This window comes from Nitratireductor sp. L15S-10 (genome assembly GCF_045011005.1).
Lineage (GTDB): Bacteria > Pseudomonadota > Alphaproteobacteria > Rhizobiales > Rhizobiaceae > Nitratireductor.
Window position 1 is genome coordinate 364,311 of sequence record NZ_CP120674.1, and the last position, 15,795, is coordinate 380,105.

15 protein-coding genes are annotated in these 15,795 nt (G+C 61.0%); 4 read left to right on the plus strand and 11 right to left on the minus strand.

Going from position 1 to position 15,795, the window contains the following annotated elements; translation table 11 throughout:
* Positions 1–25 precede the first annotated feature (25 nt).
* From P2W41_RS01760 to P2W41_RS01770, 3 genes are all read right to left on the minus strand, one after another.
* Complete coding sequence (locus tag P2W41_RS01760) at positions 26–652, minus strand: LysE family translocator (protein ID WP_404934135.1); 627 nt, start codon at positions 650–652, stop codon at positions 26–28.
* 4 nt (positions 653–656) lie between these two features.
* Positions 657–3,569 (minus strand): DNA polymerase I, encoded by a 2,913-nt coding sequence (polA, locus tag P2W41_RS01765; RefSeq protein ID WP_404934136.1) that lies wholly within the window; start codon positions 3,567–3,569, stop codon positions 657–659.
* 335 nt (positions 3,570–3,904) lie between these two features.
* Positions 3,905–4,336 carry a Fur family transcriptional regulator gene (locus P2W41_RS01770; protein WP_292898220.1) on the minus strand — a complete coding sequence of 144 codons (432 nt, stop codon included), beginning with the start codon at positions 4,334–4,336 and terminating at the stop codon, positions 3,905–3,907.
* Between the two features lie 194 nt (positions 4,337–4,530).
* Between P2W41_RS01770 and P2W41_RS01775 the strand changes: the two genes are divergently transcribed.
* The 4 genes from P2W41_RS01775 to P2W41_RS01790 are packed head-to-tail and all read left to right on the plus strand — an operon-like array spanning position 4,531 to position 8,070.
* Positions 4,531–5,424 carry a metal ABC transporter substrate-binding protein gene (locus tag P2W41_RS01775; RefSeq protein ID WP_404934137.1) on the plus strand — a complete coding sequence of 298 codons (894 nt, stop codon included), beginning with the start codon at positions 4,531–4,533 and terminating at the stop codon, positions 5,422–5,424.
* Positions 5,421–6,326 carry a manganese/iron ABC transporter ATP-binding protein gene (locus P2W41_RS01780; protein ID WP_404934138.1) on the plus strand — a complete coding sequence of 302 codons (906 nt, stop codon included), beginning with the start codon at positions 5,421–5,423 and terminating at the stop codon, positions 6,324–6,326. Before P2W41_RS01775 ends, P2W41_RS01780 begins: the two co-directional genes overlap by 4 nt.
* The gene (locus tag P2W41_RS01785) at positions 6,323–7,198 is read left to right on the plus strand and encodes a metal ABC transporter permease (protein WP_404934139.1); all 876 of its coding nucleotides are present in this window, start codon (positions 6,323–6,325) and stop codon (positions 7,196–7,198) included. The genes P2W41_RS01780 and P2W41_RS01785 overlap by 4 nt, the downstream gene beginning before the upstream one ends.
* Positions 7,195–8,070 carry a metal ABC transporter permease gene (locus P2W41_RS01790; protein ID WP_404934140.1) on the plus strand — a complete coding sequence of 292 codons (876 nt, stop codon included), beginning with the start codon at positions 7,195–7,197 and terminating at the stop codon, positions 8,068–8,070. The genes P2W41_RS01785 and P2W41_RS01790 overlap by 4 nt, the downstream gene beginning before the upstream one ends.
* Before the next feature lie 97 nt (positions 8,071–8,167).
* Here the strand turns inward: P2W41_RS01790 and P2W41_RS01795 are convergent, their stop codons facing one another.
* The 8 genes from P2W41_RS01795 to P2W41_RS01830 form a co-directional block, all read right to left on the minus strand.
* Positions 8,168–8,575: a RidA family protein gene (locus tag P2W41_RS01795; RefSeq protein WP_292898215.1), complete on the minus strand. Its 408-nt coding sequence runs from the start codon at positions 8,573–8,575 to the stop codon at positions 8,168–8,170.
* A 34-nt stretch (positions 8,576–8,609) separates the two neighbouring features.
* Complete coding sequence (locus tag P2W41_RS01800) at positions 8,610–9,296, minus strand: ABC transporter ATP-binding protein (protein ID WP_292898214.1); 687 nt, start codon at positions 9,294–9,296, stop codon at positions 8,610–8,612.
* Positions 9,293–10,042 (minus strand): ABC transporter ATP-binding protein, encoded by a 750-nt coding sequence (locus P2W41_RS01805; RefSeq protein ID WP_404934141.1) that lies wholly within the window; start codon positions 10,040–10,042, stop codon positions 9,293–9,295. Before P2W41_RS01805 ends, P2W41_RS01800 begins: the two co-directional genes overlap by 4 nt.
* Positions 10,035–11,006: a branched-chain amino acid ABC transporter permease gene (locus tag P2W41_RS01810; protein ID WP_404934142.1), complete on the minus strand. Its 972-nt coding sequence runs from the start codon at positions 11,004–11,006 to the stop codon at positions 10,035–10,037. The genes P2W41_RS01805 and P2W41_RS01810 overlap by 8 nt, the downstream gene beginning before the upstream one ends.
* A 10-nt stretch (positions 11,007–11,016) precedes the next feature.
* Positions 11,017–11,937 carry a branched-chain amino acid ABC transporter permease gene (locus P2W41_RS01815; RefSeq protein WP_292898211.1) on the minus strand — a complete coding sequence of 307 codons (921 nt, stop codon included), beginning with the start codon at positions 11,935–11,937 and terminating at the stop codon, positions 11,017–11,019.
* A gap of 199 nt (positions 11,938–12,136) precedes the next feature.
* A complete protein-coding gene (locus P2W41_RS01820; RefSeq protein ID WP_292898210.1) occupies positions 12,137–13,273 on the minus strand; it encodes an ABC transporter substrate-binding protein in 1,137 nt (378 codons plus the stop codon).
* A gap of 66 nt (positions 13,274–13,339) precedes the next feature.
* On the minus strand, positions 13,340–14,173 hold the full coding sequence (gene kynA / locus P2W41_RS01825; RefSeq protein ID WP_065816803.1) for a tryptophan 2,3-dioxygenase: 834 nt from the start codon (positions 14,171–14,173) through the stop codon (positions 13,340–13,342).
* Between the two features lie 2 nt (positions 14,174–14,175).
* Positions 14,176–15,795 carry an AMP-binding protein gene (locus tag P2W41_RS01830; protein ID WP_404934144.1) on the minus strand — a complete coding sequence of 540 codons (1,620 nt, stop codon included), beginning with the start codon at positions 15,793–15,795 and terminating at the stop codon, positions 14,176–14,178.

The following is a 15,795-nucleotide window of genomic DNA, read 5'->3' on the forward strand; positions in this document are numbered from 1 at the left end:
CTTCAGCAGCGGGGTCTTTGCGCATTCAGCGAGCGGTTGTCCAGCCGAACCACAGAGCGACGAGCGCCAGCAGCGCGGAAAGCGTACGCCGTGCGATGCGTTCCCGCCGCGGATTGGTCAGAGACGGCTGCAACCGGCTGGCGAGAATGACAATCAGTCCGTGGATCAGCGTGGCAATGCCCACATAGATCAGCGTCAGAACCAGGGTCTGCGGTGCAAGCGGCAACGATGGATTGACGAAAGTGGGCAGCACCGCGATGTAAAAAACGGCCGCTTTCGGATTGAGCAGATTGGTTACCAGTCCGCGCAGAAAATGCTGTTCGTCCGGTCTGTCGCCTGTCGAAACCACGTCGCTGCCCTGCCGCCAGCCATCCCATGCAAGGTAGAGCAGGAAAAGGATCCCGGACCAGCGCAGAGCCTCATAGAGCAGTATCGATGCCTGGATGACCCGTGCGACACCGAGTGCCGCGACGATACCGACGATGCCGAGCCCGAGCGCGACGCCGGCGACGGTGGCAAAACCTGCCCGGCGGCCCTCTGACGCGGATATGAGCGCCAGATAGGCCATGTTGGGACCGGGAGTGAGCTCGATCAATGTCGATGCCAGGGCGAACGAGGCGATGACGGTCAGATCGAGTCCAGAAAATATCATGGTCTCAGTGCGCTTCGTCCCAGTTGTTTGCTGCGCGCGCCTCCACCTGCAGGGGAACGGAGAGAGCGCGTGCCGGCAAAGCTGCATTCTCCATCACCTCGCAGATGACGGGGATGGCCTTCTCCACCTTGCTTTCCGGTGCTTCGAAGATCAGTTCGTCATGGACCTGAAGCAGCATCTGCACGTCTTCGAGGCCGGCATCAGCAAGAGCGTCTTCCATGCGCGCCATGGCGCGGCGGATGATGTCGGCTGCCGAGCCCTGGATCGGTGCATTGATTGCCGCACGCTCATTGAAGGCCCGCAATTGCGGGTTGGATGAGCGGATTTCGGGATAATGCGCGCGGCGACCGAAGATCGTCTCGACATAGCCGCATTCCCTGGCCTTGGCCTTTGTTGAATCCATATAGTCCCTGATACCGGGGAAGCGCTCGAAATAGCGTTTGATATAGGCGCTGGCCTCTTCGCGTGGAATGCCAAGCTGATTGGCGAGGCCGAAGGCCGAGATGCCGTAGATGATGCCGAAATTGATTGCCTTGGCGCGGCGGCGCACCTCAGGCGGCATGCCTTCCACCGGCACATCGAACATTTCCGACGCCGTCATGGCGTGGATGTCGAGCCCCTCGGCAAAAGCCTTCTTCAGTTCGGGGATATCCGCCACATGAGCAAGCACGCGCAGCTCGATCTGGCTGTAGTCGGCCGAAATCAGCCTGGTGCCCTCCGGTGCCACGAAGGCGGTGCGGATCTTGCGGCCTTCGGCGGTGCGGATCGGGATGTTCTGCAGGTTCGGTTCGGACGATGAAAGCCGTCCGGTCGTTGTGGATGCGAGCGCGTAGGAGGTGTGCACCCGTCTGGTTTCCGGGTTGATATAGCCCGGCAGTGCATCCGTATACGTGGATTTGAGCTTGGTCACCTGGCGCCAGTCGACGATCTTGCGCGGGAGCTCATGACCGGCGGCTGCAAGGTCTTCGAGAACCTGCGCCGAGGTTGACCACTGGCCGGTCTTCGTCTTGCTGCCGCCTGGCAGGCCCATCTTGCCGAACAGGATTTCGCCAAGCTGTTTGGGCGAGCCGATGGTGAAGCGTTCTCCGGCCAGTTGGTAGATCTCGTCCTCTATGCCTGCCGCCGTTTGAGCGAAATCGCCGGAAAGCCGTGAGAGAATTTGCCGGTCAACCGCAACACCGCGATGCTCCATGCGGCCGATCACCGGGATCATGGGGCGTTCTAGCCGCTCATAGACGGAAACAAGTCCTTCGGCGGCAAGACGCGGTTTCAGCACCTGCCAGAGGCGGAGCGTGATATCCGCATCTTCGGCGGCATAGGCGGTGGCGCGCTCCAGATCCACCATGTCGAAGGTGACCTGCTTGCGGCCCGTTCCCGTCAGTTCCTTGTAGGGAATAGGCGTGTGACCGAGCCAGCGTTCGGAAAGCGCATCCATTCCATGGCTCACCGTGCCGTGGCTGCCCGTTCCGGCATCGAGCACATAGGACATGAGCATGGTATCGTCCACGCCGATGATTTCCACACCGAGCCGATACATCAACAGCCAGTCATATTTCAGGTTCTGGCCGATTTTGAGCACGGCAGGATCGGCCATGATGGCCTTTATCGCTTCCAGCGCGTCTTTCTGCGGTATCTGGTTTTCGATCAGCCCTCCACCCAGCAGATCTCCGTCGCCGCTCTTGTGGTTGAGCGGGATATAGGCGGCGCGACCTGGTTTCGTGGCGAGCGAAAAGCCGCACAGCTCCGCCTGCATCGGGTCGAGCGAGGTGGTCTCGGTGTCGAATGCCAGGATTCCGCTTTCGCAGGCTTCCTCGACCCAGTGTTTCAGCTTGTCGAGATCGCGGACGCACTCGTAGCCGGCATGGTCGAAGGTCTGGGCTGCACCTGCTTCAGCGATACTGGCTGCAAGTTTCGCGGGCGTTGCCGCGTCCTCGCCGCTTTCGGCGGGAGAAGGGTCGAGGTCCGGCCCGTGGGCGTTCTCGCCCGCTTCAACCTCCACATGAGCTGCCTCGATCTCCGCCACCTCCGCTCCGGTGGCCTCGGCCACGCGGCGGGTGAGTGTGGAGAACTCCATCGCTTTCAGGAAGCCAATCAGCTTCGGCCCGTCGGGTGGGGCAAGCTCGAACGTGTCGATCCCGTGTTCGACAGGGACGTCGATCCTTAGCTTCACCAATTCGCGGGAAATGCGCGCCTTTTCGGCAAATTCGATCAGGTTTTCGCGTCTTTTCGTCTGTTTTATCTCATTTGCGCGAGAAAGCAGCGTGTCGAGATCGCCATACTCTTCGAGCAGTTGCGCAGCCGTTTTCGGACCGATGCCGGGGACACCGGGGACGTTGTCCACCGAATCGCCCGTCAGCGCCTGAAGGTCGATCATCTTCTCGGGCGGAACGCCCCATTTCTCGATCACCTCCGGAATCCGGATTTCGCGGTCCTTCATCGGGTCGTACATGGAGACCCTGTCGGTGACGAGCTGCATCAGGTCCTTGTCGGAGGAGATGATGGTGGTTTTGCCGCCGGCCTCGCTTGCAAGCCTGGCATAGGTGGCAATCAGGTCGTCGGCCTCAAAACCGGCCATCTCGATACAGGGAAGATCGAAGGCCTGCGTGGCTTCGCGGATCAGACCGAATTGCGGAACCAGATCTTCCGGCGGTTCGGAGCGATTGGCCTTGTATTCCGGGTAAAGGTCGTTGCGGAAAGTTTTCGAGGAATGGTCGAAAATCACTGCAAAATGGGTCGGCGTGACGCCGACATCCGTGTCGCGCGCATTCTGCAGAAGCTTCCAAAGCATATTGCAGAAGCCGGCCACGGCGCCCACAGGCAGGCCGTCGGATTTACGGGTCAGCGGGGGCAGCGCGTGATAGGCGCGGAAAATATATCCCGAGCCGTCTACGAGAAAGAGATGATCGCCTTTTTTCATGGCTGTACGGGTAGCGCGGCGGGGGGAGCGTGTCCATGGAAAAGGGGGTGTTCAGCGCCTTTGGGAGAAGCGTGCTGACACGATGGGACGCGGCCTACCGCTTTCTATCACGCGTTTGTTACGAAGATGTAATGTCCGTGCCCTTGAATAGCCACGTTCAAATACAAAATATCAGACAGCGGCAGTTTTTCGCCGTGGTTCGGCCTAGGCTCGTCCCCCGCCTATCCCGGACGAAATAGCGGCAGCCTTAATCCCCCCTCTCCGGGCTGCCGCGGTGTTTCAAGCATGGCCGCCGTGGTTTCCCCTCCACCACGGCGGCTCTTGACACTCTGGGGTCAGGATTTCCTGCGTTTTCTGCCGTAAAGCTCCAGCCTGTGGTGCACGATGTCATAGCCGAGTGCGCGGGCTATTTCCTCCTGCAACGCCTCGATCCGGTCTGAATGGAACTCGATCACGTCACCCGTGTCGATGTCGATCAGATGATCATGGTGATCGCCATCCGCCTGTTCGAAGCGGGCGCGTCCGCCCTCAAAGGCATGGCGATGAATGGCTCCCAACTCTTCAAGAAGCTTCATCGTGCGATAAACGGTCGACAACGAGATGCTCGAATCCACGGCAGAGGCGCGCTGAAAGATTTCCATGGCATCCGGATGATCGTCTGTCTCCGTGAGAATTCCCAGAATCACCCTGCGCGGCCGGGTGATACGAACCCCGGCGCGGCGCAGTTCCTTCTCGTAATCCGGCTTGTGGCTGGCGTGCTGATTCATGGGGCGACTATGCGCCAGATGACAACCAGTTGCAAAGATTCCATCTGTTCGCACTCAGGTTTCTCCCCGGGACCCCATGCAATTTCAGGATTGGATGTTTTTATTGCAAACGATTTGCAATTGCATTGACCTGATGAAAAATTCAGCCTAGCTTCCAACCGTCGCAGCAATTCGATGTGTTTCAGGGGATATTCATGCGTTTAGCCAAGGGATTGGCCACCTTCATCGTCGCAGCACTCACCGCGACCTCCGCCTTCGCTCAGGATGAGCGTTTCAAGGCGGTCACGACATTCACGGTTATTGCCGACATGGCGCGTAACGTTGCGGGCGATGCAGCAGTGGTCGAATCGATCACGAAACCGAATGCCGAGATTCACAACTATCAGCCGACTCCGGGTGACATTCTGCGGGCACAGGATGCCGATCTCATTCTGTGGAACGGGCTCAATCTCGAGCTCTGGTTCGAACGCTTCTTCCGCAATCTCAGGGACGTCCCAAGCGTGGTGGTTTCGGAGGGCGTGGAGCCGATGGGCATTGCTGAAGGTCCCTATACGGGCAAGCCCAATCCCCATGCCTGGATGTCGCCCAGTGATGCGCTGACCTATGTGGACAACATCCGTGATGCGTTTTCGAAACATGATCCGGAGAATGCCGAGGTCTATGCGAGAAACGCCGAGGCCTACAAGGCAGAGATCAAGGCTGTTGTGGACCCGATCCGCGAGCGGCTTGCGGCCATCCCCGAGGAACACCGGGTTCTTGTCACCAGCGAGGGTGCGTTTAGCTATCTTGCCCGCGACTTCGGGCTGAAGGAGCTCTACATCTGGCCGATCAACGCCGATCAGCAGGGCACGCCGCAGCAGGTGCGCCACGTGATCGATCAGATCAGGGAAACCAGGGCGCCGGCTGTTTTCAGCGAGAGCACGGTTTCTCCCGATCCGGCGCAGCAGGTGGCGCGAGAGACCGGAGCGAAATATGGCGGGGTTCTCTACGTCGACTCGCTGAGCGATGCGAGCGGTGAGGTGCCTACCTATCTGGATCTTCTGCGGGTTACGAGCGAAACGATTGCCGAAGGACTGAGCGGGCAATGAACGCACCCGTGATCAGCAAAGGCAGAAGGCCGGCGGCAAACTCCGCCGGCATCGATGTTCGGGATGTGACCGTCACTTATCGGAATGGTCATACGGCGTTGCGTGACGCCAGTTTTTCTATCCCGACAGGGACGATCGCGGCGCTTGTCGGCGTCAATGGCAGCGGCAAGTCAACGCTGTTCAAGGCGATCATGGGTTTCGTGCCGCTCGCCAGAGGCGAGGTCTCCATTCTGGGGCAGCCGGCTGGCCGCGCGCTCAAGCGCAATGTGGTGGCTTATGTGCCGCAGGCCGAAGAGGTGGACTGGAATTTTCCCGTTCTCGTCGAGGACGTGGTGATGATGGGGCGCTACGGCCACATGAATTTCATGCGGTGGCCGCGCCGGCAGGATCACGAGATGGTCAAGGCGGCGCTCGAACGCGTGGGCATGGCCGATTTCCGTAAACGCCAGATCGGCGAACTGTCCGGTGGCCAGAAAAAACGTGTCTTCCTGGCGCGGGCGCTGGCGCAGGAGGGCAGAGTGATTTTGCTCGATGAGCCGTTCACCGGCGTGGATGTGCGCACGGAGGAATCCATAATCGCGCTCCTGAAGGCGTTGCGCGAGGAAGGGCATGTCATGCTTGTCTCGACGCATAATCTTGGCAGCGTGCCCCGCTTCTGCGACCGGACCGTTCTGATCAACCGCACGGTACTCGCTTCGGGACTGACGCCGGAAGTTTTCACCCGCGCCAATCTGGAAAAGGCGTTTGGCGGTGTGCTGCGCCAGTTCACGCTTGGCGGGGCGGATCTGCATGAAGACGCGGAGGAGGATTCCCGCCAGCTGACGGTTCTGACCGACGATGAGCGGCCCTTCGTCATCTATGGCGATGAGGATGGCGCCCCGGAAGCAGGGAACAGGAAATGAGCGCCTATCTGCTCGAACCCTTCTCCTACGGATACATGGTCAATGCCATGTGGGTGAGCGCGCTGGTAGGTGGGGTCTGTGCCTTTCTCTCCGCCTATCTGATGCTCAAGGGCTGGTCGCTGATCGGCGATGCGCTTTCGCATTCCATCGTGCCGGGCGTAGCCGGGGCCTACATGCTGGGCCTGCCGTTTTCGATCGGCGCGTTCTTTGCCGGCGGACTGGCCGCCGGTACGATGTTCTTTCTCAATCAGCGCACCAAGCTACGTGAGGATGCAATTATCGGCCTGATTTTTACGTCGTTCTTCGGCCTAGGCCTCTTCATGGTTTCTCTGTCGCCCGCCGCAGTGAATATTCAGACAATCGTTCTGGGCAATGTGCTGGCTATCACGCCATCGGACACCCTCCAGCTTGTCATCATTTCCGGAGTCACACTGCTGGTGCTCGCGTTCAAGTGGAAGGACCTGATGGTCGCCTTCTTTGACGAAAACCATGCGCGCTCCATCGGCCTCAATCCGGGTTTTCTGCGGCTGATCTTCTTTACGCTTCTGAGTGCCTGTACGGTGGCCGCCATGCAGACGGTAGGCGCGTTTCTCGTCATCGCCATGGTGGTGACGCCGGGGGCGACGGCCTATCTCCTGACGGATCGTTTTCCGCGGCTCGTGGCAATTGCGGTGGCGATTGGCGCGCTCTCAAGCTTCATCGGTGCTTATGCGAGCTATTTTCTCGATGGGGCGACAGGCGGGATCATCGTGGTGCTTCAGACCCTTGCATTCCTCACGGCCTTTGTCCTTGCGCCGAAGCACGGGCTTCTGGCTTCGCGCCGGCGTGCGCGAGAAGCGCTGGAAGGCGACGCGCAGGAGATCGGCGCATGAACAGCCTTTTCGACACGCTGATGCTGCCTTTCGCTTTCCCGTTCATGCAGCAGGCCTTCATCATCTCGGTGCTGATCGCCGCGCCCATGGCGCTGCTTTCCTGCTTTCTCATTCTCAAAGGCTGGTCGCTGATGGGCGATGCCGTGAGCCACGCGGTGCTGCCGGGTGTGGTGATCGCCTATATCATCGGCATACCATTGGCGCTCGGCGCATTCGTGGCGGGCATGACCTGTGTGGTGGGCATCGGATACCTGAAGGAGAACAGCCGGGTGAAGGAAGACACGATCATGGGGGTGGTCTTCTCCGGCATGTTTGGTCTCGGTCTGCTGCTCTATACAAAGATCCAGACCGAGGTGCATCTGGACCATATCCTGTTCGGCGACATGCTGGGCGTCACGTGGGGAGACATCGCGCAAACGGGGATCATCGCGCTCTTCGTTTGCGTGGCGATCATGCTGTTTCGCCGGGATCTGTTGCTGAACGCATTTGACGCGCAGCACGCCAGAGCCATAGGCCTGCCGGTGCGGGTGTTGCATTACGGGCTTCTCGCGATCCTGTCGCTCACCATCGTCGCGGCACTGACGGCGGTGGGCATCATCCTCGCGATCGCGCTTCTGATCGGGCCCGGGGCCGTGGCCTTCCTGCTGGTCAGGCGTTTCGACAGGATGCTGCTGGTCAGCCTCGCGGTGGCGCTGTTCTCGTCGTTCTTCGGCGTCTATCTCAGCTTCTTTCTCGATAGCGCGCCGGCGCCGACGATCGTGCTTTTGATGACGGGACTGTTCGTGGCGGCGTTCGTCTACACGCTGCGCCGCAATGCGCGGGAAGATGCCGCGCGGAAGGTGGACGGCGGTGAACTGGGCGTGGGGAGATAACTCCTCCGGTGTGGAGCCAAGCACCCTCGCCCTTCGACAAGCTCAGGATGAGGGCGCCTGGCTCCTGAGGAAAGTCATAGCGCTGAGAGCCGTTCGACTACTCCGGCAGAACGGCGGTCGCCTCGATCTCCACCTTCGCCTCGTCCTCGATCAAGGCCGTCACCTGCACCACGCTCATGGGCGGGAAGTTGCGTCCCATGGTGGCGCGGTAGGCTTCGCCCAGTTCGCGCAGGCGAGTGGCGTAGGCCTGCTTGTCGGTGATGAACCAGGTGAGCCGAACCACATGTTCGGGACCGGCGCCGGCTTCCTTCAGAAGTGTTACGATGTTCTCCAGCGCTTGCCTGACCTGGCCGATGAAATCGTCGGTCTCGAACACCTGCTCGCTGTTCCAGCCGATCTGGCCGCCGAGGAAGACGGTGCGGCCCTTTGCGATCACTCCATTGGAATACCCCTTGGCGGGGACCCAGTTCTCAGGCTGGAGAATCTGGTGAAGCGGGACAGTCATGCTATTTCCTTTATGCTTTAGAACAAGGGCGTGGTCACACGCCGAGAAAGCGCTCCTGGATCTCGTCCGTGAGTGCTGAGGGCGCACCGGTCCATGCGGTGCGGCCTTTTTCGAGAATGACGCAGCGATCCGCCACGGGCAGAAGCTCGCTCAGCGTCTTGTCGACGATCAGGATCGACTGGCCTTCCGTCCGGATGGTGCGGATGGCGCGCCAGATGTCCTGCCGGATCACCGGGGCGAGACCCTCGGTCGCTTCGTCGAGAATGAGGAGGCGCGGATTGGTGGCGAGCGCCCGGCCGATGGCAAGCATCTGCTGTTCGCCACCCGAGAGCGTGCTCGCATACTGGTCGCGCCGCTCGGCCAGGCGCGGAAAGAGTGTGTTCACGCCGTCAAGCGTCCATTTGCCGGGCCGTGCGGCGGCGAGGATGTTTTCCTCCACCGTCAGATTGGGGAAGCAGCGGCGACCTTCCGGCACCAGCCCCACGCCCAGCCTGGCAATGCGGTGCGGCTTCATGCGCATTATATCTTTGCCGGCAAAAATTATACTGCCTGACTGCGCGGGCGAGAGGTGGCAGACGGAGCGAATGGTCGTGGTCTTGCCCATGCCGTTGCGGCCCATAAGAGCGACTGCCTCGCCCTCTTCGACCGAAAGGTCAACGCCGAAGAGCGCCTGAGATTTTCCGTAAAAGGTTTTCAGATCCCGGATTTCGAGCAGCTTCATGCGCCCTCTCCCAGATAGGCTTCGCGCACGGCTGGATGATTGCGGATCTCATCCACTGTTCCGGTGGCGATGATGCGGCCGTAGACGAGGACGGAAATCCGGTCGGCAAGAGCGAAAACGGCATCCATGTCGTGCTCGATCAGGAGGATCGGTGCTTCGGCCCGAAGCCCGTCAAGAAAGTTTGTGAGCGCCTGGGAACCCTCCGGCCCCATGCCGGCCATCGGCTCATCCAGCAAAAACGCCTTTGCACCGAGCGCCAGCGCAATGGCGATTTCGAGCTGGCGGCGTTCGCCGTGCGAAAGCTCGGCGGCAGGCACGTCGGCGCGGTCGGAGAGGCCGACACGGGCGAGCGCCTCTTTGGCGGGTTCCGTTAGTCTGCGATCATGCATGACTGGCCTAAAGAAACGGAAACTGGAGCCCTGACGCGCCTGCACTGCGAGCATCACATTGCGCAGAGCTGAAAATTCGGGTGCGAGCGAGGACACCTGAAAGGTGCGGCCCATGCCGAGCCGGGCGCGGGCCGCCACATCGAGTGGCTTCACATCACGCCCTTCGAAGCGGATTTCGCCACTGTCAGGCTGGAGCGAGCCGGCAATCTGGTGGATGAGAGTCGATTTGCCGGCGCCATTGGGTCCGATCAGCGCATGGATCTCTCCGGGTTTCAGGTCAAGGCTGACGCCATCGGTGGCTTTCAGCGCTCCGAAGCTTTTGCGCAGGTCGCGAATGTCGAGGATCGGTTCAGCCATGACGTGCTCTCCCGGCCAGAAGGCCCATCACGCCACCGCGGGCAAACAGCACCACCGCCAGAAGGATGAGGCCTAGGAAAAACTGCCAGTGCTCGGTGATGCCGCCAAGCGCGAACTCGAAGAGGACATAGACAATGGCCCCGGCCAACGGTCCTGCCAGACGCCCAACGCCGCCGATGATAATGAGAACGATCAGTTCGCCCGACATGTGCCAGGAAAACATGGACGGGCTGACGAAGCGGTTGAGATCGGCAAAGAGCGCGCCGGCAAGGGCTGTCATCATGGCCGAGATGACGAAAGCCGCGAGCCGCACCCTGAAAGGGCCGATGCCGACGGCGGCAAGCCGTGTCTCGTTCTGGCGCCCGGCCTGTAGCGCTGCACCGAACCGGGAATCGCGCATGAGCGCGAAGAGGATGAGACCGAGTGTCAGAAGCGCGAAGCAGATGAGGAAAAAGCTCATCGGTGCCAGTGTGTTTGTCCCCGGGAAGGCATTGCGTACATAGATCGACAGGCCATCCTCGCCGCCATAGGCGGGCCAGGAGATCGCGAAATAGTAGATCATCTGCGCGAAGGCGAGGGTGATCATGATGAAATACACGCCGGAGGTCCTGAGCGAGATCAGGCCGATCAAAACTGCCACCAGCGCGGCTGCGATGGCGCCGGTGATCCAGATCACGATCATCTGGTTGGTGCCGGGCAGGCCGAAGAGAAGCGGCTCGCTGTTGAATGCGTGGGTGGCCAGAATGCCTGCCGCATAGCCGCCAATGCCGAAGAAGGCGGCGTGACCGAAGGACACCAGCCCGCCAAGGCCGAGCGCGATGTTGAGACCGGTGGCGGCAAGGCCGAGGATCGCCATACGGGTCGCCAGCGTGATGTAGAAGGTCTCGCCCATGGCCTGTGCAATGAAGGCCGCGGCGAGCAGGCCGGCGACGATGAGGATGCTGATTGATGTTTCGCGTGTCATGACGGCACCCTCACGCATTCGCCGCGAACAGGCCCTGGGGCCTGAAGGCGAGGATGAGGGCCATGACGATGTAGATCAGCATGGAGGCAAGCGCCGCACCCACTGTGGCGGCTTCGGAATTGGACATGAACAGGCCGAAGAAATGCGGCAGCAGGAAGCGGCCCAGCGTCTCTGTCAGTCCCACGAGGATCGAACCCACCAGCGCGCCCTTGATGGAGCCGATGCCGCCGATGACGATGACCACGAAGGCGAGGATCAGCACCGGCTCGCCCATGCCCACCTGCACCGATTGCAGGGCGCCCACCATGGCACCGGCCAGACCGGCAAGGGCCGCCCCCAGCGCGAAGACGAGCGTGTAAAGCGTGCCGATGTCGATGCCGAGTGCGCCGATCATTTCACGGTCGGATTCGCCGGCGCGGATGCGCATGCCGAGCCGCGTCTTGCCGATGAGGAGATAGAGCCCCACAGCGACCGCTATGCCGACGCCGATCACGGCCAGCCGGTAGATCGGATATTGCGCGCCGCCGGGCAGATGCACGGCACCGGAAAGAAGCTGCGGAATGTCGAGATAGAGCGGGAAGGAACCGAACACCCAGCGCGTGCCTTCCGAGAAGATGAGGATCAGCGCGAAGGTGGCGAGCACCTGATCGAGATGGTCGCGCTCATAGAGGCGGCGAATCACGAGGATTTCGACCAGCGCGCCAGCGGCGGCCGCGGCGGCCAGACTGGCCACGAGGCCAAGCCAGAAGGAACCGGTGGCCGCCGCGACGGAAGCGCACGCAAACGCGCCAACCATGAAGAGCGAGCCATGCGCAAGGTTTATGAGCCCCATGACGCCGAAGATCAGCGTCAGGCCGGCGGCCATAAGGAACAGCATCACGCCGAACTGAAGGCCATTCAGGATCTGCTCTATGAGTAGGGTCAGGGACACGGGTCAGCTGTTGTTTGGGTTGAACTTGAGGCGACTGAGGTGCGTTTCACCCTCGCCCTTCGACAAGCTCAGGATGAGGGTGAAACAGCTGCGTCAGGCGAAACACGCCAAAAATGGAGTGCATGTTGCAGAACTCACGCCACCCCAGCCCTCATGGTGAGTTTGTCGAACCACGAGGGCGGGATGTCGCATGGCTGTCCTACATCTTGCACTCGGCCGCGTAGGCGTCCTTGTGGTCGGTGAATGCGGTGGCAACGATCTTGTTTGTCAGCGTGTCGCCGTCCTTCACCACCTCGCGGACATAGAAATCCTGGATCGGGTGGTTGTTGGTGTTGAAGGAGAACTTGCCGCGAACGGAATCGAAATCCGCCTCCTTCAGCGCCGCGCGGAAGGCGTCCTTATCCTTCACGCTTGCCTTTTCGGCGGCAGAAAGGATGAGGTTTGCCGTGTCATAGCCCTGCGCGGCATAGACGGAGGGCAGGCGGCCATAGGCTTCCCTGAAGCCCTCGACGAAGGCTTTGTTGGCTTCGTTGTCGAGATCATACGCCCAGGAAGCGGTATTCTTCACCCCAAGTGCCGCATCACCAATGGCCGGCAGCACATCCTGGCTGAAGGAGAAAGCCGGTCCAAGCAGCGGGAGGCCGACGCCCGACTGGGCATACTGTTTGGTGAATGCGATACCCATGCCGCCTGGCAGGAAGATGAACACCGAATCGGCACCCGAAGCGCGGATCTGGGCGATCTCGGCGGCATAGTCCGTCTGCCCGAGCTTGGTGTAGACCTCACCCGCCAGCTCGCCTTTATAGAAGCGCTTGAAGCCGGTCAGCGAATCCTTGCCGGCCGGATAGTTGGGCGCCATGATGAAGGTCTTCTTGTAGTCCTTGTTGGCGGCCTCGCCCATCGCCTCGTGGAAATTGTCGTTCTGATAGGCGACGTTGAAATAGTTCGGGCTGCACCCGGCGCCTGCCAGCGCCGAGGGACCGGCATTGACCGACAGATAGATCACATCCTGCGCCGTCGCCGATGGCACGACCGCCATGGCGAGGTTCGACCAGATGATGCCTGTCATCAGGTCCACCTTGTCGCTCTGGATCATCTTGTCAGCGATCTGGACTGCAAGTTCCGGCTTCTGGGCGTCGTCTTCAATAACGACATCGACTTCCTTGTTGCCGGACTGCTCGATGGCGAGCATGAAACCGTCGCGGGCATCAATGCCAAGGCCTGCGCCGCCGCCCGAAAGCGTGGTGATCATGCCGATCTTGATCGGTTCGGCAAAGGCATTTCCGGCGACGCTTGCCGAAAGGGCAAGCAGGCTTGCTGCAAGTAGCTTTCTCATGCGTAGTCTCCCAATCGTTCCCTTGTCATTGACGCCGCAACCTGCGGCTTTGTTACCCGTGCCCGGTTACATGTCCGTTCGGACCCGCCAGAGCTCGGGGAATAGTTCCACATCCAGCATCTTGCGCAAGTAGGAAACGCCGGATGTGCCGCCGGTGCCCCGTTTCAGCCCGATGATCCGTTCGACGGTGGTCACGTGGTTGAAGCGCCAGCGGCGGAAATAGTCTTCGAAATCAATCAGTTTTTCGGCCAGCTCGTATAGCGCCCAATGTGCATCGGGCCGCGCATAGACCGCCTTCCATGCGGCCTGAACCTGTTCATTGGACTCGCGCTTCTCACGCCAGCTCGTGCGCTCCGCATCGGGGCCAATGTCGAAACCGTTGCGCGCCAGAAGCTGCAGCGCCTCGTCATAGAGGCTGGGCTCGGCCAGAATCTCTTCAAGCCGTGCGGTGATCTGCGGCAGGTCGGAATGCGGTTTGAGCATTGCCAGATTGCGGTTGCCGGCCAGGAACTCGATGGAACGGTATTGCCAGGACTGGAAGCCCGAGGATTGGCCGAGCGCATCGCGGAAGGTGGAGTATTCGCTTGGCGTCATGGTGCGCAGAACGTCCCACGCACTGTTCAACTGTTCGAAAATGCGCGCCACGCGGGTCAGCATCTTGAAGGCGGGGCGCAGGCGGTCTTCGGCGATGGCCGCGCGTGCGGAGCGGATCTCGGTGATGGCGAGTTTCATCCAGAGCTCGGAGGTCTGATGCTGAATAATGAACAGCAGCTCGTCGCGCGCTTCAGACAGGGGTTCCTGGGCATCGAGGATTTTTTCCAGATGCAGATAATCGCTGTAGGACATGGGCGGTTTGATGTCCGCTGCCCTGTCGTCGTCGAGCTCCGGCTGGCTTGCCATGGTCAATTCTTCTCCCGCAGGCGGAAACGCTGGATCTTGCCCGTTTCGGTTTTCGGAAGGGCGTCCAGAAACTTGATGGAACGCGGATATTTGTACGGTGCGATGGTCGCCTTAACGTGGTCCTGAAGGCGTTTCACCGTCAGCTCGTCGCGCGCGACCCCTTCGGCCAGAACCACATGGGCTTCGACGATCTGTCCGCGCTCCTCGCTTGCAGCACCGATGACGGCGCATTCCATGACGTCGGCATGGGCAAGCAATGCCGCCTCCACCTCGGGACCGGCGATGTTGTAACCGGCGGAGACGATCATGTCGTCCGATCGCGCAGCAAAATGGAAGCGGCCGTCCTCATCCTGATAAAAGCTGTCGCCCGTCAGGTTCCAGCCGTCACGGACATACTCCTTCTGCCGTTCGTCGGCGAGATAGCGGCAGCCGGTCGGGCCACGCACGGCCAGACGCCCGGTCTCGCCGCGCGGCAGTTCGTTCATCTCTTCATCCACGATGCGCGCTTCATAGCCGGTGACCGGGCGGCCCGTGGTGGCCGGGTGGCGATCGTCGAAACGGTTGGAGATGAAGATATGCAGCATCTCGGTGGCGCCAATGCCGTCGAGGATCGGCTTGCCGGTCTTTTGCGTCCACGCCTCGAACACGGGGCCAGGCAGGGTCTCGCCCGCCGACACGGCAACACGCAGAGAGGAGAGATCCGCGCCCTCATCCATCGCTGCCATCATGGCGCGATAGGCGGTGGGAGCGGTGAAGCTCACTGTCGCACGGTATTTTTCGATGATCTCGATCATGTTGGGCGGGGTGGCGCTTTCAAGCAGCGTCGCCGTCGCGCCAAAACGAAGCGGGAAGATCGCCAGACCGCCAAGCCCGAAGGTGAAGGCGAGCGGTGGCGAGCCGACGAACACGTCCTCGGGTGTGACCTGCAGCACTTCCTTTGCATAGGCATCGGCGATGATCAGGAGATCGCGGTGGAAATGCATGGTCGCCTTGGGCGTGCCGGTCGTGCCGGACGTGAAACCCAGAAGCGCGACATCGTCACGGCCTGTCTTGACGGCGTCGAACCTGACCGGCTTGTCGAGGGCGATGCGGTCGAGCTCGGCGTCGAAATTGGCGGTGCCGTCGAAGCCGACGACTTTCTTGAGGAATTTACTGTCCTTGGCGCAGGCAACGAGCTCGTCCTTGATGCGTGTGTCGCACAGGGCAAGGCCGATCTCCGCCTTGTCGACAATCTTCGCGAGTTCGCCGGCGCGCAGCATGGGCATGGTGTTGACGACGACCGCACCGGCCTTGGTCGCGGCCAGCCAGCACGCCACCATGGCCGGGTTGTTGGCCGAGCGGATCAGGATGCGGTTGCCCGGCTTGACGCCGTAATCCTCGACCAGTGCGTGGGCGAGGCGGCTCGTCCAGTCGGCCAGCTCCTTGTAGGTGCGGCGGCGGCCATTGCCGATCAGCGCCACGCGGTCGCCAAAACCACGCTCGACCATGCGGTCGGTCAGTTCGACGCCGGCATTCAGATAGTCGGGGTATTCAAAACCATCGAGCAGGAATTCCGGCCATTGATCCACGGGCGGGAGGTTGTCCCGCGCGAATGTGTCTGTGTGACCCGTCGGTCCGAGCAT